Here is an 18360-nt window from a genome sequence, read left to right as displayed (position 1 = left end):
TGTTTCCGCCCTCTGACGGGTCAATAAATCACCTTTATAGCCATCTTTAATCTCAATTTAAAACTTATCTGACAATTCCTGTTTAAACTCAGCTTTAACTCACCTTTTACTCACCTCTAACTCAGAAATAAGCCTTGAAGCGTTGCACTTTACACCTCAAAGTGGCTGAATTAACCCCCATAAACTGCATCTTTGTTTGATATTTGTTGTCGCTGCAATTGTCTGATATAACTTAATAAAGGAATGGGAGGAAGCGATGAAAACAATTGAACATGTAATGAGTCCTCGAGTTGTCACTGTTGAAATGGATGACAGAATAACTATCGCTAAAAACATTTTTGATAATATGCCGTTTCATCATTTAGTGGTGAAGGATGAGCATAATCAAGTTGCTGGTGTTTTATCACGAAAAGATTTATTTAACGCCATAAGTCCTAATTTAGGCACAGCTGCAGAGTTAACCCGCGACATTGATACACTACAAAAACGGGTCCATCAGGTAATGTCACACCATCCGATCACCGTTGGGCCAGATATATCAATTGAACAAGCCTCACAAATATTACTAACTGAAGGTATTACTTGTTTACCGGTACTTAAACACCAGCAGCTTATTGGAATCGTAAGCTGGCGAGATCTACTATCCCATTATTGTCATTTAGGCTGCAGCGCCGCTTAAAATACATCTAGTGATTGCTGGTTTGTCACTCTGCACTTATTTGCCCCTTGAGGTTAAAATCATTACCGATCTCAAGGGTGGTCCCTGTATTGCGCCGAATATACAAGTATTGTCAGCTTTTGAAATAAAAAATATTTTCCTTATTTCAACAAGTACATAGTCTAAGATTCAAAAATAGTTCATCTGATAAACTGGAAAACGTCATATTTGTCTGCTTATCTTAAGGTAGCTTTAGCAGCCAAGGAGTAGGTCATGACAAGTTTTACATATCAGCTGAATCAAGAGAAAATTGAGTTGCATGCCAGTGACTGGAGTGGTGTTGAGCGAGTATTAGTTAACGACAAAGTGGTTTCAAGCAAAATTAACTTTGGTCAGCGCAGTACTCACCAAATTAAGCTACAAAATGGCAACCCTTGCATGTTGCAATTGCTTATTGATCCCCAAACAGAACAGCTTACCTGTCGGGTGTACAAGCAAAACGAATTGATTGCCAATTTGAAAGAAGGTAAAACCAAGCTGTTAAGCAGTAAAATTATTTTTGAAGCCAGTGTATTACTCGCCTGTTTAGCAAGCTTAGGGCTTTACTGGATGAGTTAGAGGCTTATTGGTTAGTGTGCCTTTGACTTGTTAAATTAACAAGGCTGCTAAAAACTTAAATTAACAAGACTGCTAAAATGTATGTCACCACACAATAAAAGCCACTTTAAGTGGCTTTTTGGTTATTTATTCATTCATTTATTTATTGAATACAACATAGGAAAAAAGGCCGTGAATGCCCTATTAGCATAATGACAAGCTGTCATTATTGATACAAACCAGCTGCGTGTTTTCATAATTACCGCTACCCGCAGTTACTGTGGTAATGGTTATTTTGCGAAGCGGTTCAGACTCAATAGCCACCGACAATATGCTGCCATCTCGGGCAATAATCAGCCCATCAATAAAGTCCCCCACTATCAAGTCAGCATATAATTTTACACTCATCGTACCGATTGAGCGTGGTTCAAGCCGCCCTTCTGCAATCACTAGGGTTTGATTATTATCAAGTGGATACGCTTTAATAAACGTGCTGCTGGTTGATGTATTTATCTGATAACCATCCTCAGCATAGGAATGACTAGCAATGAACAACAACATCGCGCTTAATAACATCAGTAGTTTCGATTTCATCATGTCACCTATATATTGGTCAGCAAACTTAACTATAGCAGTTGTTTAGACTTCTTAGAGCTACCTTGTCCCTTTCAAGTTAGATAGTAACTTGCTAGCGGACTGTTAATGGCAGAGACTAGTTTGCTAAAAGTTTATAACTCAAAAATTAGTTTGCTAATTACCAGCAGCTCATATTTAATAGCAATAGTGAACTGAGTCGATAACAATTAACTTAGGTAAGCTGTCACAGCCTTTAACTGCAATATCAAGCTTTTTTATCTTTTCGCTTTATCATTTTTAGTTACTAGCGTAATTTGCTGGTTCATTATTAAACCTTTTAGTAACTTAAGGTTTTTGTTTGGTTTAAAACCTAAAAATATTGTTTTGCCAGTAGCTTATATCAAGCCAATTAAGCAGGACTAATAAGGGTTAAATTTGCTACTACACGGGCAATTCTGACCCATTATTGGGGCCTGACTCCCAAATTAACATAGGAGGTTATTTTGAAAAGACTGTTTTTATTTTTGTTATTCCTTTCGGTATCTATGTCAATTAATGCAGATGAAATTGATTTAACAGAGTTTGGAAAATCTTACTTTTCAGCATGGAAAGCTACCCAAACACCAAATGCAACTAAACAGGACCTAGAACATTATTTGTCATTTTTAAAAGATGATATAGGACACCAACACCTACCTTATGCTCCAGACGATTCTCGCTTATCGGATGGAAAAAACAGCATGCGAAATGGAATGTCGTATTACCTGGGCTCCCATGTAGATTATTCAGCCGAACTTTTACAGGTTGTGCCAAGTTATAACGTCGTTGTTATTACTTACTCAACTAAAAGCAGTGGTATTCATCCTCAAACTAAAGAAATGATGCATCAGAGCTACGACACTATGGAAGTATTAGAAATAGAAGACGGCAAGGTGTCTGTCATTAGGAAGTATTCAGAATAGCGCATGGTTATAACCGTACCAAGACCAGCAGGCCTTTAAATTGAGATATGTATATCCTATCCTCCCACCTGCGGCAGGCAATGGATTAGATTGAAGTGATGACCTTCAGTAATTGAGCCAATATAAATCAATTATAAAGTTGATGGCCGTAACACCTTTACGCTACTTGTCCGTTAACTAACTTAATCTGTATCAGATTTTGTCCGAAAATTTTCCATCGATTTTATAATGTGCTTAGAGTTTTTTCAGTTATATAGTGACTGCTAATAAAATAATTAATCCCCTAAGATGTTAGCATTTCATCGGGCTTTAATGCGGAAAGCTTCCAAAAATCACAACTTGGTATTGGAAGCTTTTATCTAGACAATACCAAATCATAGGTATTCATCGCCTTCCCACGTCCAATCAATTTGAGAAATATCGTAAGATACTTTTTGCATATAGCAGCCGAACAAAGCAATAAAAAAGAGCATTAAAATCATAAAGGTGAATAGCATTTTCTAGCCTCAGAAGGTGTAAGTTACGTAAATAGCCGATTTACCATGGCAGTTGAGTGCCATCGTAAACAAAAAATGAACCTGAGTGTTTGGCTTTTAAATTATCAATAACATTAAGCATTCCCTTGATACTTTCTTCTGCTGTCAACTTGCCGTCTTTGCCGCCCATATCGGTTTGCACCCAGCCCGGATGAATGGCCATGGTTTTTACCCCAGAGCCCGATAGCTCACAGGCCAATGATTTAATAATTTGATTAAGTGCTGCTTTTGATGCTCGATAGCTGTATCGGCCTCCAGAGCGGTTATCATCTATGCTGGCCAGTATTGAAGTCATCCCGATAATGGTTTTATCTTGGCCTGCGAGAATATTATTGAGTAAGGCCTGCGTGATTAACATTGGCGCAATGGTATTAACCTTTAACACCTCGACCCATCCTTGCTGATCCATATTGCCTAAGTTGTCACATCCTTCACCACTCACCCCTGCGTTATGAATAAGCACATCAATAGGTTGCTCTTTAAATACCTCAGTTAAAGCGAGAATATCTGTTTCATGACTAACATCTAACGCATAAGGGCAAATGCTTGAATACTGCTGTGCTAACAGGGTTAACTCATGCGCTGAATCAATATCGCGACAACAAGCGATGACCTTGTATTGACGCTGTGCATATTGCTTTGCAAGCTCTAGTCCTAAGCCACGATTTGCTCCAGTAATAAAAACGGTTTTCATTGAATGCCTCTTATCAGTTTCAATCTTGTCTAATACCAAACAATATCAGTTGCGAAAAGCTGGCCAATGCGGCGGCATTGACCAGCTCTAAGAGTAAGAATCATGTTTATTTCATCAATACTCTTTTTATATCACTAACTTTCTGCACGCTTATCAAGGCGACCACTAAAGCGGGTCAAAGCAAGCGCTATCAGTACCACTACCGCACCGACCCAAGGTGTATGCATTAAGCCAGCTTCAGCGACAATCATCCCTCCGCCCCATGAACCAAGTGCAATACCAACGTTAAAAGCTGCGATGTTTAAACCTGAAGCAACATCCACTGCATCTGGTGTATATTTTTCAGCAAGTTTCACTACATATACTTGTAAACCAGGAACATTACCGAATGCAAATGCTCCCCAAACTAAAATCGTAGCTACCGCGGCGATAGGGTTAACGGCGGTAAAATTGAACACGATAAGCACAGCAGCAAGACCAGTAAAAATAATGGTAAGGGCTTTTATTGGGCCCATTTTATCGGCCATTTTTCCGCCCCAAATGTTACCAATCGCAACTGATACACCATAAACCAACATAATTAAACTAATTGCATTAGCACTAAAGCCAGTTTCTTGCTGCAAAATCGGAGCAAGGAAAGTGAATGCTGTAAATGTGCCACCATAACCCAGTGCAGTAATCGCATAAACCAGTAACAATCGAGGTTGAGTTAATACCTTAAGCTGCGATGAAAGCTTAGCTGCGGCAGGTTGTTTTAAGTTATTGGGTACTAAGAAAGCACTACCAATTAATGCGATTAAACCTAATAGCGCAACGATTAAGAAGGTTGATTGCCAGCCAAAGGTTTGACCAATGAAAGTCCCAAGGGGCACGCCTGTGACTAACGCCACGGTTAAACCAGTGAACATAATCGCAATGGCGCTTGCGGCTTTTTCTTTGGGCACTAAACCTGTAGCAATGGTTGAACCAATTGAGAAAAATACACCATGGGCTAAACCCGTCAAAATACGAGCGACAATCAAGGTGTTATATCCAGGTGCTTGCCATGCTATTAAGTTACCGACAACAAACAGTGACATGACGGTAATCAATACGTGTTTACGATTCCACTTTCCTGTTAAAGCCGTTAAAACCGGGGCACCAATGGCAACACCAAGTGCATAAAGGCTAACCAGTAAGCCTGCTGAAGGTAGTGATACATTTAAGTCGGAGGCCATGGTCGGGAGTAGCCCCACGATCACAAACTCCGTTGTTCCAATAGCAAAGGCGCTGAGCGTCAATGCGAGAAGTGCTAAAGGCATAATATTTACTCTCTGTTGTTTGAAAATGACCAGCAATAGCCGATGTATTGGTCGCTATGCAGTCGCGTTGTTAATTGATGGGGTGCATTTTGCATTAAAGATGTTTTGTGAAAAACAGAGGTTTTTACAAATGATATTTGTTATAAATGCAATAAAGCTAATGAGCGAGTGGATAAAATTGAGGGCAATAGCATGCGAACAAAATCTGATGATTTAGCCATTTTACTAGCTGTAGTCGATACCGGAGGTTTTTCAGCGGCAGCAGAGAGCCTAGATATACAAGTCGCGCGAGTATCCAGAGCGGTCAGTAAAGTGGAGAGCCAACTTGGGGTCACTATTTTAAACCGAACCACCAGACGTATTGAATTAACCGATGAAGGACGCCAGTTCATTGACTCAGTGCGAGTGGGGTTAATGCAATTACAGCAGGCGGAAGAAGATATTATTTCCCGTGGGGAATTGCCCAAAGGCCGTTTACGTGTCGACGCGGCTAGTCCGTTTGTGTTTCACCAACTGGTGCCATTGGTGCAGTCATTTAATCGAGCCTATCCCGATATTGAGCTAGAAATAACCTCCAATGAAGGCATTGTGGATTTGCTAGAAAAGAAAACCGATTTAGCAATCCGTATTGGTACGTTGAGCGATTCGACCTTACATGCTCGGTCGCTGGGTCGAAGCCCCTTGTATATTGTGGCTTCGCCAGAATATATATCAAAACGGGGGCTGCCGACTAAAACCAGCGATCTTGCTCAGCATAATCTCATTGGATTTGTCGCCCCCAAGATTTTGAATGACTGGCCTTTAAAAGGTTTTACCCAACTAGACGCTTTGATGTCATCAAGTAATGGCGAAACCATTCGACAAATTGTGTTGGCAGGAAATGGCATTGCATGCCTATCAGGGTTTATGGTGAATAAAGATATTGCCGAAGGACGTTTAATCTCGCTGCTGGAGAGCGAAAAAATCAGCCACCCAAGAAGAGAGCAAGTCAACGCGGTGTATTATAAGACTTCTTCTGTGGCCAAGCGGATTTCTGCTTTTATTGATTTTATAAAGCCAAAGCTAACCCTGTAATCCGCTTAAACAAGCCAATTATTGCAATTTCTACAAATATTATTTGCCTTTATTGCTATAAATGATTGGTGATTGATTTGCTAGTATGCCCCTATCAAATGAAGAGGGCTCAACTATGTCACTATCACTATATCAACCATTCACGCTGGGTGGACTCACACTCAAAAACCGCATTGTCATGCCACCGATGACGCGTTCAAGAGCCAGTCAGCCTGGTGATGTCGCCAATGACATGATGGCAACCTATTACGCTCAGCGTGCCAGTGCAGGATTGATTGTGTCTGAAGGCACGCAAATTTCAGCTACTGCAAAAGGCTATGCGTGGACCCCAGGTATTTACACACCAGAGCAGATTTCTGGTTGGCGTAAAGTGACAGACGCTGTGCATGCCAAACAAGGCGCGATTTTTGCGCAGTTATGGCATGTAGGCCGAGTGACTCATCCAGATAATATCGGTGGCGAACAACCCGTTTCTTCATCCGCGCTAAAAGCAGAAAATGTAAAAGTCTTTGTCGATAACGGCAGTGATGCGCCCGGTTTTGTTGATGTGGTAGAACCCAGAGTGATGACAAAAGCCGATATTCAGCAAGTGATTGAAGATTACCGTCAAGCCGCATTGAATGCCATTGACGCAGGTTTTGATGGCATTGAACTGCATGCCGCTAATGGTTATTTAATTAACCAATTTATTGATTCAGAGGCGAATGATCGCTTTGATGAGTACGGTGGCTGTCTTGAAAACCGTCTGCGTTTTCTTGATGAGGTTGTTACTGCCATGGTCGATGCCATTGGCGCAGATCGCGTTGGTGTGCGCTTGGCACCTTTAACGACCCTTAATGGTACTGTTGATGCGAACCCTATTGAGACCTATACCGCTGCTGCAGCGTTACTCAATAAACATCATATTGTGTACCTACATATTGCTGAAGTTGATTGGGATGATGCACCAGATACCCCCGTCTCATTCAAACGTGCAATGCGCAATGCTTTTCAAGGCGTGCTGATCTACGCAGGTCGCTATAACGCAGACAAAGCAGAACAGGCTATTAATGATGGATTGGCAGATATGATTGGCTTTGGTCGACCTTTTGTGGCTAATCCAGACTTGCCCGAGCGCATGAAAAATGGCTATCCCCTTGCTGAGCACGACCCAAATACCTTGTTTGGTGGCGCTGAAAAAGGGCTCACTGACTATCCAATTTATCAAGCTTAGGGGAAACACATGTTAAACACATTCAAAGGTAAAACATTAGAAACTAATAATCGGATTGCGATGGCACCGATGACTCGTTCACGTACTTCTCAACCAGGTGATATACCGAATGAGATGATGGCGACATATTACCGTCAACGAGCCAGTGCTGGACTCATTGTATCTGAGGGCACCCCGATCTCAGCGGCTGCACGAGGTTATTCGATGACTCCGGGCATTTATACCCCAGAGCACATTGAAGGCTGGAAAAAAACCACCCAAGCCGTGCATCAAGAAGGCGGGAAAATATTTGCTCAACTTTGGCATGTGGGTCGACGTAGTCATTCTGATATTTCAGGTACTAAGCCGTTAGCCCCATCAGCAATTAAAATCCCAGATCAAGTATTTGGCCCACTAGCTGAAGGTGGCTTTGGGATGATTGAAACTGAAATGCCACGGGAGATGACGCTTCAAGACATTAAGAGCACGATTGCGGATTTTGTACAAGCTGGCAAAAACGCCGTTGAAGCTGGTTTTGATGGAGTGGAAGTGCATGCTGCACATGGGTACTTATTTGATACTTTTTTGCGTTTAGAAAGCAATAAACGAACTGATCAATATGGCGGTAGCCAAGACAACCGCATACGTTTTCTACTTGAGAGCTTACAAGCACTTACAGAGGCAATTGGCGCTGAAAAAGTCGCCGTACGTTTATCGCCTCATATCGGTGAAGGTTTTGCTGGAGATGACGCTGAGATTGTTTCATTAACCCTAGCATTATTGCAAAAATTGCAGCCAATGAACCTTGCCTATGTGCATTTTTCAGAAAACATTTCGCGTTATGTAGAGGTGCCTGAAGCATTTCGTCAGCAGGTACGGAGCATCTACACTAACCCGATAATGGTTGCAGGGAAATTAACCAAGCAATCTGCACAAGCATTACTTGATAAGCAGTATGCCGATTTCGTTGCCTTTGGTACCCCTTTTGTCACCAATCCAGATTTAGTCGCCCGTTTTGCTCATGATTGGCCACTGACTGAGTTTGATGCCGATGCCAGACTTACACTGTATGGTGGCGCTGAAGCTGGTTACATCGATTACCCTACTTATCAGGGCTAATATACTAGGCACCAAGGACAACCCCTTGGTGCCTTGTTTTTTATTGAGCGATCGGAAAAACGATGCAACAACATAATTATCTTACATCGTTAATGCATTTACCTATTTTGGGTTCGATTGTAATCAAGTATGCCTGCATCTATTGGATGATTTTTTTTGTATTGCGTCATCAATATGTCACTAAATGCCCAAAAAGAAGGGTCAGTTCTTCGAACGCCAAAGTTATCTAATAACCTTTTGTAATCATCATTGGTTTTAACCTTGAGTACTTGAGCGACTAATGCTGGCAGCTCAGCTTCTTTTACGCGCCAAAAAGCATTGGGGTAACTGCCAAGTAGGCCGTTAACCAGTGTCACATCATCGCGTTTATATAGCCTGTTGGATTCTTCATCAAATAAGCTAGAAATGTTCTTATGGGCACTGTTTCTTATTAAGGTGAAAAGCTGAGGTTCCACAGAAGTATCTTCAGCTTCAATCACAATATAAGTAAGTTCAGGGAATATAGATGCACTTTCCCCTTGTAGATTATTAATTCTTTGAAGGTGCACCTTACTCTCATCTGAAAGCTGGGTTGACTCAAGTGCATAACGTGTCGGTGTGACCTTTGCTAGTCGCTGCTTGAGCATTTGAAATAGTTCATGTTTAGGGTCGTTTGTCGTATAAGTAACTTCTGTGGGTTTGCTAAGTTCATTGATATTACCTTCAAGATGTTCAGTTAAATATAGACTTGCATCTTGATACCAATCAGCAAGCTCTTCGTGACGGTTTTTCGATGGTAACAATGTTAAAAAGTTAGTTTCACCTTCCATGCGAAGCAGATCCATGTACATGCGAGTAATCAATTGATGACCAAAATTACCATAGACATCATAACCAGCCACAAGCAGGTAATGAATGCGCTCTAATAACGAATAACTGATTACCCAGGCCGTTTTAGGTTGCTCACCGATTAAGCCTTTCACGACTGATGCATTATCGAAATGGCGAAATACCGTTAGGCTAGCATTAGCATTCGTGCCATTGCCGTCCCAAATTAGCTGAGTCGTTAAGTGCTCATTATTTTCGAACTCTTCTTCTAAAAAGGCATTTTTAGCTCGAAGAAAGCGGCCCTGTTGTCTGGCATATTTAATCCAATTACTCACAGGCCGTAAAGTATTGCTTTCTTGCTCTGCTGGAAGGGTCAGGTTGTCGGCCTGTGAGCGATAGAACTCATTTGATTGTAAGGAGTTAGCCATGTCGGGATCGACAAAAAACACCCAAAATCTGTCATTAATAACATCAAGTGCAAGCTGTCCTCGACATACCGGGCCTTTTATATACGCCATAATGGTATTTTGCGCATTATCGAGCATAAACTTATAGCGCGCCTCGACTGGTAATTCTGTGAAGGCGATAAGCGGATTTGCAGCAACTGATGGTTTATAGCTTGGTAAAGCGGTAACTGTATAATTAGGTTCAACAAACAATGACTTTATACGCTTAAGCTTTTCATCGCTAAGTGCATATGGCATATGTGTTTTATCGACAATGGTTTCGCGAACTTGTTCTAAGCGATAATAAAAAGAATCAGTCTTTGGATCATCGTAAGGTCGACGTGTTGCGATGACATCGATGACTTCTCCAGGGGCGGTTTTCGATCTAACCAATTTAAAAAAAGTGGGTACCCCTTGCGGGCCAATTTCCTTGTTCTCGAAATATAAATGTGAAACAAACAAATGTTCAAATATATAGCGACTTGATAGTTGTTGTTTTAATGATTTTTTATTAAGGAATGTTTCCCATTTCTGCACCGCTGTAAATTCATCGCTTGAAGGAGGAGCGACAGCTGTCATTGGTGCTCCATCCACAAGCCACTGCAACAAGATATTATTTTCATTGCTTGATATTTGCGGTAAGCCATAAGGCATCCCCCATTTAGGGAAGTCCTCTTCATAGCTGTCCATTTCTTCAATCGATGGGCACTGTTGGTTATGATCAAGGGAGAAGTCCCACGAGTCATCAAGTATGTCTTCAGTTGGTAAAGGATGGCTTTGTTTTAACAGTAGCATTCGCGCAATAACACCGGCTTGTATATTGGCTACTGGTGATTGTGAGCGTTCATTCAGTACTGGAGTAAAGCCTTTATCACGCCATTGCGCCGTTGTTTGGGCATCGAGAAACATGCGAGTAGTATTTGCCGAAAGTAACCGCGTACCTTGGTACACTTTATCTTTATTCGCACCACGGTCTATACCTTCAGCGGATGACATCTTAAGTTGACAAGGCGCATCGTAACAAGCGTGACAAACAACACAGCGGTTATCTATTATAGGCTTTACATCATTGACATAGTGCAAAGCCTCAGCAGATGTAGGGTCTAGCATACGTCGTTGCGGTAGCGGTTTGCCGTATAAATGATCGTAATTAAAACCCACAAAAATCGCACAACCTGACAAGATAACAGCAAGCAAAATGACCATAGTGCGCTTGTAGTACGTCAAAAAAAGTTTATACATAGTCAATTGGCAACCTCTTGGTTTAGGGTATTTGCGTATAATCATTATCGATGCTTGTGGAGAAAATTTGCTTACCCTTCAAGAGTCATCTTTTTCATCTTTTTCATCTTTTTCATCTCATTCAGCGATTCTGCATTTAAAAGGTTCAAAGGTTCAAAGGTTCAAAGGTTCAAAGGTTCAAAGATAACAAATGAATTAAAGAATAAATATTTTAGCTTTTGGATTCGCCTTTGCCGCTTGCTTTGGCATTGCACAGCACCGCGCGACACTAATGAGTTATCCCTATTTGATCATCTGCAACATAGCGTGTGATTTATTTAATTCTTCAATCACTTGGCGTGGGTTTATTGAATATGCGCTGATATGCGCTAACACGCTAGTTCAATATCAATTAACCCAGCAGAGTTGCCAGCCAGACCGCCAAAACCTAAGTTAAAAGTAGTCTAGTTATACTGCGCTATCAATAAGAACACATAGCCGCGTTAAATTGAGTGGATAAACAGCGCGAACGTACCCATAAACAACTGGTATGTATCTGGTAGGGTTTTGCGCATTAGCGCTAGCTTGCAATTGTGCAAAGACAGATTTAACTCTTTATGGTGTTTTTAACTGAAAAACCACTGAGGATAAATAAAAAGTCTGGCTTTTAATTATTTAAATGAAGCGAAATTATGGGGTAAGCTGCAGGCATGCTGACAAAATACGTCTTGAGTTAATATCTGCCTACTTCAAGTTATTTTGGGCATAAAAAAGGCTACCCGAAAGTAGCCTTAAACCCCTGCCCTGAATCAAGCTTCAGAGCAAATGCTGCAAAATTAGCAGACTCTGGCAACTAAGCCTTTTAAATAGAACCCTTCAGGAAAGCCGCTACCGATTGGGTGATCGCTCGCTTGGCTTAAGCGATCAATAAACTGCACATCACGCTTAGCATCTAAGGCTGCATCTGCGACAACCTTTTGGAATAAGTCCGCAGGCATCAAGCCAGAACAAGAGAATGTCAGTAAAATGCCGCCTGGATTTAATAACTGCATTGCAATCATATTGATGTCTTTATAACCACGACAAGCACCGTTAAGTTGGGCTTTATTATCGGCAAATTTAGGTGGATCTAATACGATTACATCAAAGGTTTTACCCTCGTCACGATATTGGCGTAGTAGCTTAAATACATCAGCTTCATGGTAATTAACATGATCATCATTAAAGCCATTGATTTGCATATTTTTACGGGCGGTATCTAATGCTAACGCTGACACATCAACGTTTTCAATGCTCGCGGCGCCGCCTTTAGCAGCGTATAAGCCAAAGGTGCCGGTGTAACAAAAACAGTTAAGTACTGACTTATCTTTTACAAATCTGGCCGCAATATTGCGGTTATCACGTTGGTCTAAATAAAAGCCAGTTTTATGACCTTTAGTGACATCAACTGCGATTTTAATGCCGTTCTCTTCAATGATCACTGGCATTTCTGGCAGCTCACCATGAAGTAAACCCGTTACCGGCTTTAAGCCTTCTTTTTTACGAGAATCAACATCTGAGCGCTCATAGATAGCGCAATCAGGATAAAGCTCAGCGAGGACTGAGACTAAGGTATCACGCCAGTAATCTGCGCCAGTGTTAAGTAACTGACACACTAATACATTGGCGTATTTATCGATGGTTATGCCTGGTAGTCCATCTGATTCAGCAGCAACCAGTCTGTAACCGGTTAAACCCTGCTCAGCAATTAATGCTTCTCGGCCTGCTTGGGCTCGTTGAATGCGGCGAACAAAAAAGTCTCTATCGATAGCTTCTTCTTTATCAAAGCTCCAAATACGCACTTGAATTTGCGACTCTGGTGACCAAGCACCACGACCTAACCAATGACCATCATGGGCAACAACATCAACAGTTTCACCAGCTTGTGGTTTTCCTTTAATATTGTGTATACCACTTGCAAAAACCCAAGGGTGTTTACGTTCGAGTGATTTCTCACGCTTTGGTCTAAGCTTGATTCTGATAGCCATGATGTTGCCTTTTTCAAATTGGGATACGGATGATAAGGATCCTCAGAAAGGAACGCAAGAAACAATAGTAAAATATAGCGTATAGCAGGCTTTAACGGATTAAATAGCAAGATGATGTTGCTAAAATGATGTTACTAAAATGATGAGACTAAGATGAGGTCTAGCAGCGCTAAATCTATGCACGGCTGACTGTACTTTGCAGAATATAAGCAGTCATTAGGTTATTTTCTTGTTTATATTTACAGCTCAAATATGAGTTTCCCCATTGTTTATATCAATATTCCCCTTTAAATTTACAAGCTAAAAAACGCTAGTTAAAATAAATTCAATAGCGTTTTTAAATTACTTGAAATTAAACAGCAAATTACAACGACAAAATAGTAACCATTACTTTTCATGTAATAACAGGGTAAATAATTGAGACTGGCTTAATAAGGTAATATCTTTATAGTTATTACCATCTGTGGTTAATGAAATAATCGGGTTTTGTATAAAGTCTTTGGCATCATCTGCAGAATACAATTCTGGTATGTCTAAATGATATGTTTCACTGCCCTGTACATCGAGTCTTAAATATAGCGGCTCTGATTTTACCCAATAACCTGAGTCATCGGCATTATCTTGAAATAAATCGCTATAGCTAATTTCTAGAAAGTGCAGGCCTTGGCCTAAGTCTACCTCACGCTGAAACTCAACGATAACTCCATTAACACTATCGACATCAAGATCGTCATGAAAGGTTATGCTGGCGGACAGGGCTGTAAAACTGCTGAGTAATAATCCCATAGCAATCGCTAATGTTAATTTAGTCTTCATGTTCAACTCCAATAAATTAATCGTTAATGTCACTTATATTCAAGCTAGCAACTGTGCTTTCACAACGGTCATTTAATTAGACCTAACGCCGCCATAAAAAATTTCACTGCATCACTATTTAATTTATTTACTAGTTAAAAAATCAAAAAATATAAACAACATATATTAATAATCATCAAACCAATCAAGGGGTAAAATAACAATCATTAAAAATGATAATATCAACTTCCTTGCCTTAAAACTTAACTCATAAAATTGATTGTTCAAGGCTTCGTATTTTTTTATCAAAGTACGCTTTTAAAAAATCTAACAATAAGCGCACTTTTTTAGAGTCTGTCGCCCCGGGGGGAAATACCCCATAAATAGTAATGTCACTGAACTGGTAATCATCTAATACGGTTTCTAAACTGCCCTGTTTCACTTTTGGCCAAGCATCATAGGTTGGCACTCGCCCTATCCCATGGCCGCCTTCAATGAATGCAGTGCGCGCTGAGGCGTTATTGGTGGTAATTGAGCCTTTCATTTCAATACTAAATGAGCGTGAGCCCTTATTAAGATGCAGCACTTTTTTTTGTGGTTTATACATTACCCAGTCATGAGTGGATAAATCAGCTGGGGTTTCTGGCCGGCCGTACTTATTAAAATACTCGACCGAGCCACATAGGCAGGTTGTTAGCACACATAATTTAGTTGCTTGTAAAGCTGAGTCAACTAATGGCGCACCGCGAATCGCTAAATCAATTCCTTGATTGATAATATTTACGATTTCATCAGTTAACATCACATCAAGTTCAATTTTGGGGTACAAACGTTTAAATTCATTAAGGGCTGGCACTATGGTTTCTAAGCCTGCGTTGACGGGACAGGTGATCCTAATCAAGCCCATAGGCTCACTTTTCATATTCTCAATTTGTTTGTTGGCCGTGTTAGCTTGATCGGCAATCACTTTACAAGATTGATAATAGGCTTCACCTTCTTCGGTCAAACTAATACTACGAGTAGATCGATTTAACAGTCTCACCTCTAAATGCGCTTCAAGCTTTTTTATGTGGTAACTCACAACCGCCCTTGAAAGGCCAATATGCTTTGCTGCGCCGCTTAAACTGCCCTGCTCAACAACTTGGGCAAATACCACCATGCTTTTCAACTGCTCAAATGACACATTCATTTTTTAATATCCAAGAGTTAACTTACTGGACTATTGTATCAATTATTTAAACAATGAAGTCAATTATATCTGCATTGTCAGACGGTGATTGGCTTTCTATACTGTAACCACTTTCAACAAAGAGATAATGACTTGCTCTTTTGAATCACTCTACATCAGAACTTATGCAAGCTTTGTACTTGCCGAAATAACAAAATAAAAGGGTTTTAAAATGACACAGAAAAAAGTATTAATGGTGCTTACCTCTCATTCAGAATTAGGCAACACGGGTAACAAAACCGGATTTTGGGTCGAAGAGTTTGCCGCTCCATATTATGTGTTTTTAGATGCTGGTTTTGAAATCACCCTAGCATCACCAGCAGGCGGACAGCCACCGATTGACCCAAGCAGTGAACTAGAAGGCTTTCAAACCGCTGACACTCAGCGCTTTGATGACGATAGCCAAGCTAAAATGGCACTGGCTAACACCAACGTATTAGCTGATATTAATGCCAGTGATTACGACGCGGTATTTTATCCAGGCGGTCACGGCCCACTATGGGACTTAACAGATAATGCAGACTCTATTCAGTTAATCGAGCAATTTATTGCCCAAAACAAACCTGTTGCTGCGGTATGTCATGCTACGGCCGCGTTACTTAACGTAAAACAAGATGACCAGTACCTTGTAAAAGGTAAAGCGGTAACAGGTTTTACAAATAGTGAAGAAGATGCAGTGCAATTAACTGATGTGGTTCCGTTTTTATTAGAAGATGAATTGCTAAAACGTGATGCAGATTACCAAAAAGCAGCAGACTGGCATGCGTTTTCAGTTCAAGATGGGCTAGTTATTACAGGCCAAAACCCTGCAAGCTCATCATTAACAGCACAAAAATTAGTTTCTCAGATCACTGAGTCATAAATTCGTTATTTAGGATATTCTCATGCTTAATTTTACATTCCAAAATACCACTAAAATTCATTTCGGTGAGGGCCAAATTAGCGCCATCTCAAAGGAAATCCCAACGTCAGCTAAGGTATTAGTTATTTATGGCGGCGGCTCCATTAAATCAAATGGTGTATATCAGCAAGTCACTGATGCGCTCAAAGATCACACATGGTTTGAGTTTTCAGGTATTGAGCCTAATCCCCAATACGATACCTTGATGAAGGCCCAAGCCATCATTGAAGCAGAAAACATCGATTACTTACTGGCTGTCGGTGGCGGCTCAGTGGTTGATGGGGTTAAATTTATTGCTGCAGCAGCAAAATTTGAAGGTGGTGATCCTTGGGATATCGTCGCTAAAGGCGCAAAAATAACACAAGCATTACCTATCGGTGCCGTATTAACCTTGCCAGCAACGGGTTCTGAATCCAATGGCGGCTCTGTTATTACTCGTAATGGCAATAAATTGCCGTTTGGTAGCCCATTAGTTCGTCCATTATTTGCAGTGCTTGATCCTTCAGTCACTTTATCTTTGTCGGATCGTCAAATTGGTAATGGTGTTGTTGATGCATATATCCACATCATGGAGCAGTACTTAACCTTCGATGTAAACGCTAAAGTACAGGACCGTTTCAGTGAAGGTTTACTACAAACCTTAATTGAAGAAGGCCCTAAAGCCCTTGCTGCTGAAACAAAAGATGATTTAGAGATCAGATCTAATATCATGTGGTCTGCCACTATGGCGCTTAACGGCTTAATTGGTGCCGGTGTACCACAAGATTGGTCGACACATATGATTGGTCATGAACTAACAGCAAGCCATGGTATTGATCACGCCCGTACTTTATCTATTGTGTTACCTGCGGTAATGAAAGTACGTCGTGAGCAAAAACATGCAAAATTAGTTCAATATGCTGAACGAGTATTTGGCATCACAACAGGTAGCGATGAGCAAAAAATTGATCAAGCGATTGTTGCAACTGAAGACTTCTTTAAATTGATGCAGGTGCCTACACGCTTAAGTGATATTGATGTTAGTGCTGAACAAGTTGATGTATTAGTTGCCGCACTTGAAAAGCATGGCATGACTAAACTTGGCGAACATGGCGATATTGACTTAGCTGTTAGCCGCGAGATTCTCACCGCCGCGATCTAATCAATAATAGATTTACCATTTCGATGAAAGGCTAGCAGTGCTAGCCTTTTTTAATGGCTAGCCGTTTTAATGGCAGAGTTTAGCTTTACTCTTAATCGCTCACTGTTTTTTACTTCTTTACTTCTTTACTTCTTTACTTCTTTAGCAATTAACACCACTAAATTTACTTAGTGGTTTTATGGGGTAAATTATGGCTTGGTGTTGTAGCATTAATCATTGACTTCAGAGCAGTAAACACACCTTCCCGCTAATACCAGCCTTCCCTAACGCTTGTATATGTGATCCAGTTAAACAATTCATCAGATGATGAATATTGAAGAATTAATTCACTAAAACAATCCGCCGCATTGCTTTACCATATTCTACACTTGATGAATTAATGGATACGCTTAGTATCTTCACCGCGGTGTTGAATTTATGCCTAAAAAAATAACGCCAGTTAAAAAGCCGGTCGGTAGGCCAGCTGCCAAAGCAGATAATCGCTGCGCACTCATCAATGCGGCAAAAAGCTTATTTGTCGATAATGATTACGATAAAGTCTCTATTCGCGCCATTGCAGCACTGGCGCAAGTTGATGCCAGCTTAATCCGCTATTACTTTCAATCTAAAATGGGGCTTTTTGCAGAAATGCTCAAGGAAACCATTGAGCCAGTTCATGCTCAATTAAATAATTCAAAGGAAAAATCGACTCAGATTCACCAGAAAAAATATTACTGGCCTATTATAAAATTATGAGTCAAAACCCAGATTTTCCGAAACTCATATTTCGCACTGCCAGCCTTAAACCCACCAAAAAAAACCAAGAGCTGCAAGCCAATTTATTGAGTTTATTTCCTAAAAAAAGGTTAGCCATCTTTGAAGAAATGCATCAGCAAAACCGGCTAAAGCAAGGTATTGATCCAATGTGCGCCAAAATGAGTTTTATTAGTTTAATGGTATTTCCATTTTTAATGCCTGACATATTTAAACAAGCATTGAATATTAAAACCTCAGCAGAATTTTTACAGCATTTAGCGAAGCAAAATGCACAAATATTACGTCATGGGCTTATTGCCAATGAATCTCAACCCAGTCAGGACGCTTAA

General features: G+C 40.6%; 17 protein-coding genes. 10 read left to right on the top strand and 7 right to left on the bottom strand.

Annotated features, from left to right (window positions below; translation table 11 throughout):
- The first annotated feature begins 256 nt into the window (after window positions 1–256).
- Window positions 257–679 (top strand): CBS domain-containing protein, encoded by a 423-nt coding sequence (locus tag BM739_RS04415; protein ID WP_076537676.1) that lies wholly within the window; start codon window positions 257–259, stop codon window positions 677–679.
- A gap of 252 nt (window positions 680–931) precedes the next feature.
- The gene (locus BM739_RS04410) at window positions 932–1276 is read left to right on the top strand and encodes a hypothetical protein (protein ID WP_076537673.1); all 345 of its coding nucleotides are present in this window, start codon (window positions 932–934) and stop codon (window positions 1274–1276) included.
- Window positions 1277–1459: 183 nt separating this feature from the next.
- Here BM739_RS04410 and BM739_RS04405 read toward each other — a convergent pair whose 3' ends face one another.
- Complete coding sequence (locus BM739_RS04405) at window positions 1460–1852, bottom strand: PliI family lysozyme inhibitor of I-type lysozyme (RefSeq protein WP_083698062.1); 393 nt, start codon at window positions 1850–1852, stop codon at window positions 1460–1462.
- A gap of 482 nt (window positions 1853–2334) precedes the next feature.
- Here BM739_RS04405 and BM739_RS04400 point away from each other — a divergent pair, with 482 nt between their 5' ends.
- The gene (locus BM739_RS04400) at window positions 2335–2793 is read left to right on the top strand and encodes a nuclear transport factor 2 family protein (protein WP_076537668.1); all 459 of its coding nucleotides are present in this window, start codon (window positions 2335–2337) and stop codon (window positions 2791–2793) included.
- A 537-nt stretch (window positions 2794–3330) separates the two neighbouring features.
- On the opposite strand, the gene BM739_RS04395 is transcribed toward BM739_RS04400, so the two are convergent.
- A complete protein-coding gene (locus BM739_RS04395; protein WP_076537665.1) occupies window positions 3331–4023 on the bottom strand; it encodes an SDR family oxidoreductase in 693 nt (230 codons plus the stop codon).
- Between the two features lie 134 nt (window positions 4024–4157).
- The gene (locus BM739_RS04390) at window positions 4158–5324 is read right to left on the bottom strand and encodes an MFS transporter (RefSeq protein WP_076537663.1); all 1167 of its coding nucleotides are present in this window, start codon (window positions 5322–5324) and stop codon (window positions 4158–4160) included.
- 192 nt (window positions 5325–5516) lie between these two features.
- Between BM739_RS04390 and BM739_RS04380 the strand changes: the two genes are divergently transcribed.
- From BM739_RS04380 to BM739_RS04370, 3 genes are all read left to right on the top strand, one after another.
- Window positions 5517–6398 carry a LysR substrate-binding domain-containing protein gene (locus tag BM739_RS04380; RefSeq protein ID WP_076537659.1) on the top strand — a complete coding sequence of 294 codons (882 nt, stop codon included), beginning with the start codon at window positions 5517–5519 and terminating at the stop codon, window positions 6396–6398.
- A 115-nt stretch (window positions 6399–6513) separates the two neighbouring features.
- Window positions 6514–7611 carry an alkene reductase gene (locus tag BM739_RS04375; protein ID WP_076537656.1) on the top strand — a complete coding sequence of 366 codons (1098 nt, stop codon included), beginning with the start codon at window positions 6514–6516 and terminating at the stop codon, window positions 7609–7611.
- Window positions 7612–7620: 9 nt separating this feature from the next.
- Window positions 7621–8709: an alkene reductase gene (locus BM739_RS04370; protein WP_076537653.1), complete on the top strand. Its 1089-nt coding sequence runs from the start codon at window positions 7621–7623 to the stop codon at window positions 8707–8709.
- Window positions 8710–8807: 98 nt separating this feature from the next.
- Here the strand turns inward: BM739_RS04370 and BM739_RS04365 are convergent, their stop codons facing one another.
- The 4 genes from BM739_RS04365 to BM739_RS04350 form a co-directional block, all read right to left on the bottom strand.
- The gene (locus BM739_RS04365) at window positions 8808–11204 is read right to left on the bottom strand and encodes a fatty acid cis/trans isomerase (RefSeq protein ID WP_076537931.1); all 2397 of its coding nucleotides are present in this window, start codon (window positions 11202–11204) and stop codon (window positions 8808–8810) included.
- An 815-nt stretch (window positions 11205–12019) separates the two neighbouring features.
- The gene (locus tag BM739_RS04360; RefSeq protein WP_076537650.1) at window positions 12020–13210 is read right to left on the bottom strand and encodes a class I SAM-dependent rRNA methyltransferase; all 1191 of its coding nucleotides are present in this window, start codon (window positions 13208–13210) and stop codon (window positions 12020–12022) included.
- Window positions 13211–13597: 387 nt separating this feature from the next.
- Entirely contained in the window at window positions 13598–14026 is a 429-nt protein-coding gene (locus BM739_RS04355) for a DUF2057 family protein (RefSeq protein WP_076537647.1), read from the bottom strand.
- Window positions 14027–14273: 247 nt separating this feature from the next.
- Complete coding sequence (locus BM739_RS04350; protein ID WP_076537644.1) at window positions 14274–15194, bottom strand: LysR family transcriptional regulator; 921 nt, start codon at window positions 15192–15194, stop codon at window positions 14274–14276.
- 211 nt (window positions 15195–15405) lie between these two features.
- Between BM739_RS04350 and BM739_RS04345 the strand changes: the two genes are divergently transcribed.
- The 4 genes from BM739_RS04345 to BM739_RS04330 all read left to right on the top strand — a co-directional run bounded on the left by BM739_RS04345 (window position 15406) and on the right by BM739_RS04330 (window position 18360).
- Window positions 15406–16095, top strand: a complete 690-nt coding sequence (locus tag BM739_RS04345) for a type 1 glutamine amidotransferase domain-containing protein (protein WP_076537641.1) — start codon at window positions 15406–15408, stop codon at window positions 16093–16095.
- A 22-nt stretch (window positions 16096–16117) separates the two neighbouring features.
- A complete protein-coding gene (locus BM739_RS04340; protein ID WP_076537639.1) occupies window positions 16118–17275 on the top strand; it encodes an iron-containing alcohol dehydrogenase in 1158 nt (385 codons plus the stop codon).
- Between the two features lie 417 nt (window positions 17276–17692).
- A complete protein-coding gene (locus BM739_RS04335; RefSeq protein ID WP_076537636.1) occupies window positions 17693–18010 on the top strand; it encodes a TetR/AcrR family transcriptional regulator in 318 nt (105 codons plus the stop codon).
- A complete protein-coding gene (locus BM739_RS04330) occupies window positions 18007–18360 on the top strand; it encodes a hypothetical protein (RefSeq protein WP_076537634.1) in 354 nt (117 codons plus the stop codon). The genes BM739_RS04335 and BM739_RS04330 overlap by 4 nt, the downstream gene beginning before the upstream one ends.

Origin of the sequence: Shewanella sp. UCD-KL21, assembly GCF_001957135.1 — a bacterium.
Classification (GTDB): Bacteria; Pseudomonadota; Gammaproteobacteria; order Enterobacterales; family Shewanellaceae; genus Shewanella.
Note: the sequence above shows the minus strand (reverse complement) of the source record. Positions and strands in the feature narration are given on the sequence as shown.

Bases quoted from the DNA above. Each gene is read 5' to 3' on its own strand.
- BM739_RS04405 (WP_083698062.1), bottom strand. From the start codon at position 1,852: ATGATGAAATCGAAACTACTGATGTTATTAAGCGCGATGTTGTTGTTC.
- BM739_RS04335 (WP_076537636.1), top strand. From the start codon at position 17,693: ATGCCTAAAAAAATAACGCCAGTTAAAAAGCCGGTCGGTAGGCCAGCT.
- BM739_RS04355 (WP_076537647.1), bottom strand. From the start codon at position 14,026: ATGAAGACTAAATTAACATTAGCGATTGCTATGGGATTATTACTCAGC.
- BM739_RS04395 (WP_076537665.1), bottom strand. From the start codon at position 4,023: ATGAAAACCGTTTTTATTACTGGAGCAAATCGTGGCTTAGGACTAGAG.
- BM739_RS04375 (WP_076537656.1), top strand. From the start codon at position 6,514: ATGTCACTATCACTATATCAACCATTCACGCTGGGTGGACTCACACTC.
- BM739_RS04390 (WP_076537663.1), bottom strand. From the start codon at position 5,324: ATGCCTTTAGCACTTCTCGCATTGACGCTCAGCGCCTTTGCTATTGGA.
- BM739_RS04365 (WP_076537931.1), bottom strand. From the start codon at position 11,204: ATGTATAAACTTTTTTTGACGTACTACAAGCGCACTATGGTCATTTTG.
- BM739_RS04410 (WP_076537673.1), top strand. From the start codon at position 932: ATGACAAGTTTTACATATCAGCTGAATCAAGAGAAAATTGAGTTGCAT.
- BM739_RS04350 (WP_076537644.1), bottom strand. From the start codon at position 15,194: ATGAATGTGTCATTTGAGCAGTTGAAAAGCATGGTGGTATTTGCCCAA.
- BM739_RS04415 (WP_076537676.1), top strand. From the start codon at position 257: ATGAAAACAATTGAACATGTAATGAGTCCTCGAGTTGTCACTGTTGAA.
- BM739_RS04345 (WP_076537641.1), top strand. From the start codon at position 15,406: ATGACACAGAAAAAAGTATTAATGGTGCTTACCTCTCATTCAGAATTA.
- BM739_RS04340 (WP_076537639.1), top strand. From the start codon at position 16,118: ATGCTTAATTTTACATTCCAAAATACCACTAAAATTCATTTCGGTGAG.
- BM739_RS04370 (WP_076537653.1), top strand. From the start codon at position 7,621: ATGTTAAACACATTCAAAGGTAAAACATTAGAAACTAATAATCGGATT.
- BM739_RS04360 (WP_076537650.1), bottom strand. From the start codon at position 13,210: ATGGCTATCAGAATCAAGCTTAGACCAAAGCGTGAGAAATCACTCGAA.
- BM739_RS04380 (WP_076537659.1), top strand. From the start codon at position 5,517: ATGCGAACAAAATCTGATGATTTAGCCATTTTACTAGCTGTAGTCGAT.
- BM739_RS04330 (WP_076537634.1), top strand. From the start codon at position 18,007: ATGAGTCAAAACCCAGATTTTCCGAAACTCATATTTCGCACTGCCAGC.